Annotated in this window: 8 protein-coding genes and 1 pseudogene; 4 read left to right on the plus strand and 5 right to left on the minus strand. The window is 64.9% G+C overall.

The window, feature by feature from the left end; genetic code table 11:
* The 4 genes from ACFVYE_RS46935 to vanH all read right to left on the minus strand — a co-directional run.
* The coding region (locus ACFVYE_RS46935) for a tetratricopeptide repeat protein (protein WP_389609691.1) at positions 1-402 on the minus strand (402 nt) is incomplete at its 3' end.
* A gap of 87 nt (positions 403-489) precedes the next feature.
* Positions 490-1098 (minus strand): D-Ala-D-Ala dipeptidase VanX, encoded by a 609-nt coding sequence (vanX, locus tag ACFVYE_RS46940; RefSeq protein ID WP_389609693.1) that lies wholly within the window; start codon positions 1096-1098, stop codon positions 490-492.
* Positions 1095-2135, minus strand: a complete 1041-nt coding sequence (gene vanA, locus ACFVYE_RS46945; RefSeq protein WP_389609695.1) for a D-alanine--(R)-lactate ligase — start codon at positions 2133-2135, stop codon at positions 1095-1097. The genes vanX and vanA overlap by 4 nt, the downstream gene beginning before the upstream one ends.
* Positions 2128-3168, minus strand: coding sequence for a D-lactate dehydrogenase VanH (vanH, locus tag ACFVYE_RS46950; protein WP_389609697.1), 1041 nt, complete (start codon positions 3166-3168; stop codon positions 2128-2130). The genes vanA and vanH overlap by 8 nt, the downstream gene beginning before the upstream one ends.
* Positions 3169-3391: 223 nt before the next feature.
* On the opposite strand from vanH, the gene murF reads away from it, so the two are divergent.
* Positions 3392-4735, plus strand: coding sequence for a UDP-N-acetylmuramoyl-tripeptide--D-alanyl-D-alanine ligase (gene murF, locus ACFVYE_RS46955; RefSeq protein WP_389609703.1), 1344 nt, complete (start codon positions 3392-3394; stop codon positions 4733-4735).
* 336 nt (positions 4736-5071) lie between these two features.
* On the opposite strand, the gene ACFVYE_RS46960 is transcribed toward murF, so the two are convergent.
* Positions 5072-6511, minus strand: a complete 1440-nt coding sequence (locus ACFVYE_RS46960; protein ID WP_389609699.1) for an NF041680 family putative transposase — start codon at positions 6509-6511, stop codon at positions 5072-5074.
* A 246-nt stretch (positions 6512-6757) separates the two neighbouring features.
* Here ACFVYE_RS46960 and ACFVYE_RS46965 point away from each other — a divergent pair, with 246 nt between their 5' ends.
* From ACFVYE_RS46965 to ACFVYE_RS46975, 3 genes and pseudogenes are all read left to right on the plus strand, one after another.
* Positions 6758-7051 (plus strand): hypothetical protein, encoded by a 294-nt coding sequence (locus ACFVYE_RS46965; protein WP_389609701.1) that lies wholly within the window; start codon positions 6758-6760, stop codon positions 7049-7051.
* Between the two features lie 126 nt (positions 7052-7177).
* Positions 7178-7510 carry a transposase family protein gene (locus tag ACFVYE_RS46970; RefSeq protein ID WP_389609705.1) on the plus strand — a complete coding sequence of 111 codons (333 nt, stop codon included), beginning with the start codon at positions 7178-7180 and terminating at the stop codon, positions 7508-7510.
* A gap of 54 nt (positions 7511-7564) precedes the next feature.
* Positions 7565-7822 (plus strand): annotated as a pseudogene (locus tag ACFVYE_RS46975) (transposase); the annotation flags it as partial.
* Positions 7823-7881: the final 59 nt, after the last annotated feature.

Below are 7881 nucleotides of genomic sequence, written 5' to 3' on the forward strand. Positions count from 1 at the left end.
TAGCGTGTCAGGGTGGTCTTCACTGAGCACCCGTACGGTGTCGGAGAGGGTCTGCTCGAAAAGCGGGATGGCCCGGTTCAGGTTCCCGGCCGACTCGTAGGCGCAGGCGAGGTTGTTGCGGGCGGTTAGCGTGTCAGGGTGGTCTTCACTGAGCACCCGTACGGTGTCGGAGAGGGTCTGCTCGAAAAGCGGGATGGCCCGGTTCAGGTTCCCGGCCGACTGGTAGGCGTAGGCGAGGTTGTTGCGGGCGGTCAGCGTGTCAGGGTGGTCCTCGCCCATCACCCGTACGGTGTCGGAGAGGGTCCGCTCGAACAGCGGGATCGCCCCGCTCAGATCCCCCGTCGGCCCGTGGCGATGGTTGTGCCCACACCGGAGGCACCAGTCGGAATGGTGCTCTGACATGACATTTCCTTTCTCGCGTGAGTCGCGCAACTGGAACCGCGGTCGCTCGTAGCGCTTCGACGACTTCGACTTCTCGGTCCGGTTCAGTTACGTGATGGGAAAGTCAAAATAGGTGTCCGGGTAAGGTTCGTCTTTCAGGGTGTAATGCCACCATTCCCACTCGTATGGGCTGAAACCGCAGGCCTCCATGATGGAGCGGAGGTGTTGTCGATTTCGCGCCTCGGATTGTGTGACCCCTTGTGCTCCGTGATGCGAGATCGGATCCATCAAGTCGTGGTCACCGCCCATGGCGGCGAGTTCTCCGGTGGCCATGTGGTAGAGAGTCAGGTCGACGGTGCTGCCCCGACTGTGGCCGGACTTTGTGGCGACATATCCCATCTCGAACATATCGGCTCTGTCGATATGCGGATGGTGTCGCTGCTTCGTGCGGCCATCCTCCGGCTGCCTCGACCAGCGCACAAAGCAATCTACGGCGCGTTGAGGGCGGTATCCATCCCAGAGGAGCAGGCCAAAGCCATAGGAGCGGGCCTCTTCTCGCGCCCTTTCCAGGGCTGCGAACAAAGGCCTGGTGCCGACGATTCGATTGGCCAGGTAGCCGTCCACGGGTTTGCCGGTAAAGTTGTCCCAGGTGGCGTACTTGGAATCCCAGCGTATTCCGGGTGCACATTCGTCCAGGAAGGCAAAGTTGTCATTCATCGGATTTTCCCCGTCAGTGCCAACGTCACCATCCGGTCGATCACTTCGGTCAGCGTAATCCCTGCAGCCGCCATCATCCTTGGATAACGGCTGTAGGAGGTCAGGCCAGGCAATGTGTTGACCTCGTTGAGGACGACACTTCCATCCTCCTTGAGGAACATGTCCACTCGTGCCAGGCCGCTGCATCCCAGGGCGCGGTAGATGGTCTTTGCCGTCTCCTGAACGAGCGAGCGCGACTCTTCTGAAATGTCGGCGGGAACGATGAACGTTGAGTTCTCGGATCCGCTCTCCGGGTCTTTCTCCTGATGGATCTTGAAGAACCCGTGCGACAGCGCGATTCGATCCACCTCGCCTGCGATCAAATCCAGTTCGTTCCCCAGGATGGCGCATCCGACTTCGCTGCCGACGACAGCCTCTTCGATGAGCACCTTTGAGTCGTACTGTCGCGCGATTTCCACCGCAGGCAGCAGTTCTTCCTTTTGCGATACCTTGCTGACGCCGAAGGACGACCCCGAACGGGCCGGCTTCGCAAAGACGGGATACGTCAGCTGCTCGGGATCAATATTCTCGTTCGCCGCAACGGTCCAGAATTTCGGTGTGGCGATTCCCGCGCTCCTGGTTATTTGGTAAGCAAGGGACTTGTCCATGCACAGAGCGGAACTCTGTACGTCGCAGCCCGCGTAGGGGATGCCGGTGAGCTCCAACAGGCCTTGCATCGCGCCGTCTTCACCAAGTCTTCCGTGCAGGATGGGCAGCACGACGTCCAGATTGATCGTGCTGTAGCGCCCCTGCTCCAGGACGAGCAATCCGCGTACGCTTCTGTCCGGTGACAACAGCGCCGGACGACAACTGCCGCTCTCCCAGTCTGGGCCAGGGCTGTCGCAAAGTTTCCAAGCACCGCTCTTCGTGATCCCGATGTAAAAGGGTTCGTACTTGTCGAGATCGATATTTTTTGCGACCTCTTGCGCAGATTTGATGGAGATGGGGTGTTCTTCGGAGCAGCCCCCGAATGCGATTCCGACGTTGAGCTTATCCATGCTGGTTCCTGCTTTCGAATTTCAGGCAATTGGTGATGGAGTTTTCGACCGTGTCGCTCAGGGCGTGGTCTGTGTAGTAGGCGGTGTGCGGACTGATGATCACGTTCGGCATCTCTTGCAGCCGCAACAACGCCTTGCTGTCAATTGGTTTGTTTCGGCAATCGGTGTAGAAGATTCCTTCCTCTCCTTCGAGGACGTCCAGCGCGGCACCGCCCAAACGGCCGCTTTCCAATGCGAAAACAAGGGCCTCGGTGTCGATAAGTGAACCGCGTCCAGTATTGATAATGCATGAGCCGTGCTTCATCTGCTCGATGCGGTGGCGATTCAGGAGGTGGTGTGTATCCGCGGTGAGCGGCGTGTGGAGCGTTACGATGTCGCTCAACTGCAGCAATTTATCGAGAGGGGCATAATCGGCCTCGGTCGTGGGGTGACTGTCATGGGCCAATGTCCGGCATCCGAAACCCCGCAGCCTGTCCATGACTGCTACGCCAATGCGCCCCGTTCCCACGACTCCGATGGTCAGATCGCGAAGCTCTTTTCCGCGGACGTCGTTCAACCGGTAATCGTGCACATCTGCGTGACGGATGATGGACTTTGCGTGTCGCGCCGTCATCAGCATCAGCATCAATGTGTAGTCGGCCACGCTGTCGGGTGAATAGGCGACGTTTTCCACGGAGATGCCGACGCTCGCTGCGTACCCCACATCGATGTGGTTGTATCCCACGCTTCTTGTGGAGATGTAAGCCACGCCTGCCCGGCTGAGTGCAAGAAGAGTGGAATTTGCGATGCCAGTTTTATGGCTGACGCTGATGCATCGGTTTCCGTTTGTCAATTCAACGTTGGCTTCGGATACCGCTGCCTCGGTGATGGTGGGAATTGCGCCGACGCGAGGCGCCATCTCTCGGAACAAGGCGGCCTCGTCCTTCCCACACCCATAAACCGTGACTCCCGTGGGTGCGACGGCTGTGGGATGCGAGGACGTCAGCGATTGGGTGCGGCCGACCGCCGCGTGTGCTGGTTCGCTGTAGGTCATGCCTACAGTCAAGGCGGCGTGGCGTTGCCGGAACGTATGAGGTTTTCGATATGCCCACGATATGCTACCGATGGGTAGCGTATCGTCAGTGTATTGAAAACCGCATACACGCTAGCAACACCACACCGCCTTGACTTGAGGCGTGACCTATAGCGAACCAGCCTCCTCGTACCTCTACCTCGCCGGCCTCGCTCCCGCTCGCCGGCTCCCGCGCCGCGTGGGCATCGTTCCGCTCAGCCTCGGCGAGATTGCTGCGGTCGTCGGCGGGACGGTCGCGGGCGACGACGCAGTGACGGTGACCGCGCCGGCCGTGCTCGACGGTCGGCTGGCCGAGCCGGGCGGCCTCTTCGTCGCCATGGCCGGGGAGCGTGCCAACGGCCACGATTTCGCCGACCAGGCCGGCGAGGCAGGGGCGGTGGCTGTGCTCGGCTCCCAGCCCACTCCGCTGCCCACCATCGTCGTCGACGATGTCCAGGCGGCGCTGCAGACGCTCGCCACCCATGTCGTGGCCCAGCTGCGCAACGGGCTGACCGTTGTGGGGCTGACCGGCTCCCAGGGTAAGACCAGCACCAAGGACCTGTTGGCTGCCGTGCTTTCGAATGCCGGGCCGACGGTCGCCACCATCGGCTCGCTCAACAACGAGCTTGGTGTACCGCTCACCATGCTGCGCGCCGACATGGGCACCCAGTACCTCGTCCTTGAGATGGGAGCTCGCCGCATCGGCGACATCGCCGAGCTAGCGGGCCTGGTCGCGCCTGACATCGCCGTCGTCCTCAACGTCGGCAAGGCACACCTCGGTGAGTTCGGGTCGCGCGGAGCCATCGCCAAGGCCAAGGGGGAGCTGGTGGAGGGGCTGGCGCCCGGCGGGACCGCCGTCCTCAACGCCGACGATCCCCGGGGGGTCGCGATGCGCGCGCTCACCGACGGTCCGGTGGTGACCTTCGGGCGGGCCGAGCACGCCGACGTACGTGTGCTCGACCTGGCGCTGGACCGGCTCGGCCGGCCGTCCTTCACGCTGCGGACCGCCGACGCCTCGGCTCGCGTCGCGCTGCCGCTCGTGGGTGCGCACCAGGCACTCAACGCGGCGGCTGCCGCGGCGGCGGGGCTGTCGGCCGGCATACCTCTGGAGGTGGCCGCGGCGGCGTTGGGCACAGTCTCGCTGTCGAAGTGGCGCATGGAGCTGCGCGACCTCGCCGGCGGCGCGATGCTGCTCAACGACTCCTACAACGCCAACCCCGACTCGACCCGCGCCGCCCTGGACGCGCTGGCAGCAATCGAGGGCGGGCGTCGCATCGCCGTCCTCGGCGAAATGCTCGAGCTGGGGCAGGAGAGCGAGGCCGAGCACCGTGCAATCGGCGCGTACGCCGCCGCCCGGGCCGACGTGGTGGCGACCGTCGGCGCGGGCGGCCGTTCGATCGCCGCCGGCGCGGGAGAGGCGGCGGTGGCGCTGGCCGACAACGACGCGGCCGTCGACTGGCTGCGCGGCCACATTGCCGCAGGCGACGTGGTCCTCGTCAAGGCTTCCCGCGGTGCGTGTCTCGACGAGGTCGCCGCCGCGCTCACGTAGCTTGCCGGGGCGAGCCGGACATCCGCGTCGCGGAGTGGACGGTCGACGACGTGGTCCGGGACCTTGGAGGTCGCAGGAACCGGGACGACTTCCCTGCTTCGTCGACGTACCCGCGGCGCCGGTAGAACTTGTGTGCACCGTGCCGACGATCACTACTGGTGACCTTCATGCCGAGGCATCCGCGCGTGGGGGTAAAGGACTCCGCGGCCGCGACATGTTCATCGGCGACGCCCGCACCGCCGATGAACAACCCGCCCTCGACGCCGACTTTTTCGCGCCGCCCGGACTCGTTCGACTCACGATGGACCTCAAAGGCGGTTTCCCTTAGCTTGATCTTTAAGGCTGCTGCTCGGCCCCGCCGCATCTAGGCATATCCGTTTTGCGCTGTTTCTTGCCGACTGGGTGGCGGGGTGCGGGTGTGGAGGTGCGGCCCTTGGGGCGGCCTGGGCCGGGGTGGGAGGCTTTTGGCGCGCGGGCTGGAGTGCCCACGGTCCGTCGGATGCGGGGATAGCCCCGTCGGACCCGGCCGGGGGTGAGCTGATCCGGTGTCAGGGGCTTCTCCCAGGGTCGCCGCAGGTCCTCGGCCAGGGGCCGGGCGAGACGGAGTTGCGCGTAGGCGGCGAGGATCAGCCACACCCACCGGTCGGCCTGTTCGGGGGTGCGCAAGCGGGGTCGGGTCAGGCCGAGCGTCTGCTTGAAGAAGCGGAAAGTGTGCTCGATATCGAACCTTCGAAGGAAGATCCGCCAGAGGCGGTTGACGTTGTGCGCGGTGGCGTCGGGGTCGCTGTGCCACAGCCATAGCGGCTTGGGGTCGCGATTGCCGGGCAGGCGCTCGACCGCCAGATGGACCAACGTTCCCTCGACGATGGGGAGTTCGCCTTCGTGGTCAGCCCAGGAGCCGCGCCGGTCCAGCTTGGGGTGCAAGCGGCCCCAGCAGCGGGCGAGGACTTGGCCGAAGCGGTCGTGGACGCCGGCCGACTCCTGGACCGGCGCCGGACAGGTCGCGGCCTGGGCCAGGCGGAACTCCGCTCCATGTCGGGGCGGGCGCCCGGGGTTCGTCCCGCGGCGCTTGCCGGCCGGGGCGCGCATCACCCGGTCCGCGCGGATGCGTCCCAGCAGCCGCACCGGCTCCTCGCGCAGCAGCCAGGTCAGGCGCACGATGTCGTAGCCGGAGTCCAGGACGAACAGCACCGGCAAGTCGCCCGGGTGCCACTGCCCGGCCCTCTCCAGGCGGGCGACAAGGTCGCGGATCTGGGCGGCGGTGACCTCGGTGGGATCGTCCTCGGGCCCCAATCGCACCGCGTCCAGCGGGCCGGTCCACGAGGAGCGGCCGCCGCCGAGGGTCGCCGCGACCTGGTAGGGCCAGCCCGGAATGGTCTGACGCACCCCGTCGCACCGGCACGGACGGTGGCAGTGCAGCCGCTCGGGCGAGCACTCGGCATCCGGACGCGGCCACGGCGTGACGTCCAACGCGATCGACAGCTGCCCGTCCGTCCCGCGCGGCAACCGCAGTCCGGCCAGCGCCATCCGAAGCCGGGAGGCGTTGATGTGTCCCTGGGCCAGCGCGTCGTACATCGCTCCGTGCCCGCGCCGATGCACCCCCGACAGCGAGAGTTCCGGCAGGGACGTCACCGGCCCGTCGGCGCACAGCACCGCATCCATGAGCTCGAACAGGGCATCCGCCCGCACCGTCAGACACTCGTACAGCTCACGGCGAAACCGGGACAACCCGGCCAGGGCCTCGACGCGCACGGCGCCATCTTGCAGACTGTCCATCACGGCCTTTGGTTGATCAACGTGTCTCTTGGCGGAAACACATGATCAAGCAGAGGCCGTCCAGCTGTCAGGCGAACGACAAACCCCACCAAGAAATGATCTTGGTGGAGTTTAAAGCCAAGCTTAGGTGAGGACCGGCGGTGTGAGATGCCACTGTTGGCATATGCGTGCAGTCAACTGATGGAAGAGCTTCCATGGTTGTCCGATATACCGGAGTGCAGCTCAAACGCCAGAACGGAGATGGCTATGGACAGCGAGCGCGGCCCGAAAGGGGGGCGCACGCTGGCCAGCAAGCTGGAGCACTTGTTCGAGACGGTCATTCCACCCGGACGTGGGCCGTACGGCACAGAGGAAGTAGCCCAGGCCATCGCGGCAAGCGGGGCGTCGATCTCCGGCAGCTATGTCTGGCTGCTGCGTAAAGGCCAGCGGGACAACCCCACGATGCGGCATCTGCAGGGGATTGTCGGCGGTCTTCGAACCTGGGTTCTGGATCACTTTCCGTGCTCAGGCCACGGAGGGTCACCACAACCGCGATCATGAACGGCCGTGGCTGATGTATTCCTCCAGGACCTGTGGTTCCACCGGGTCGAAGGCGCTGTGATCGAAGATGTTGTATGCGACGGTGAGTTCGTGGTCGTTCAGGCCCGTGCGTCAGCGGACCGGGCTGTGTGCCCTGCCTGCGGAACGACGTCGGCCCGGGTGCACAGCCGGTACGTACGTCGGCTCGCCGACAGCGCGGTCGGAGGCCGTCCCGTGGTCATCGAGTTACGGGTCCGCCGGTTCCGCTGCCGCCAGGGCGCTTGCCCGCAGAAAACGTTCGCCGAGCAGGTTGAGGGGCTGACATTCCAGCATGGGAGACGCAGCGCCGGGCTGCAGTCGGTGCTTGAGCAGCTGCGATGCCGACAGGCAGCCCCTGCGGACTGTGGGTGTCCACCCAATGCGGCGGACATGAATGGGCGTTTCCCCTTGATCGTGGACACCCTGATCATTGGATCGTGAAGATCCATAGGACAGGAGTTCGCGTTGGGGACATCGAAGTAATCGCCTGAGTTCAGGGCCGATGCCGTCGCGCTGTACCACGCCAGTCCGGGTGGGACGTATGCGTCGGTGGCCAAGGACGTGGGCGTCAACCACGAGACGCTGCGCACGTGGGTGCGGGACGCCGAGCAGGCCGCCCGGCCCGGGGCCGTGGAGGCCACCGCGATGGAGAAGGAGAACCGGCAGCTGCGGGCACGGGTGAAGGAACTCGAGCTTGAGCGGGAGATCCTGCGGAGGGCCGCGAAGTATTTTGCGGCGGAGACCAGCTGGTGAGCAGCCGCTTCCAGTTCGTCGACGATCACCGTGGCGCCTTCGGCGTCAAGCGGCTGTGC

This window comes from Streptomyces sp. NPDC058239, from assembly GCF_042882185.1.
GTDB lineage: Bacteria > Actinomycetota > Actinomycetes > Streptomycetales > Streptomycetaceae > Streptomyces.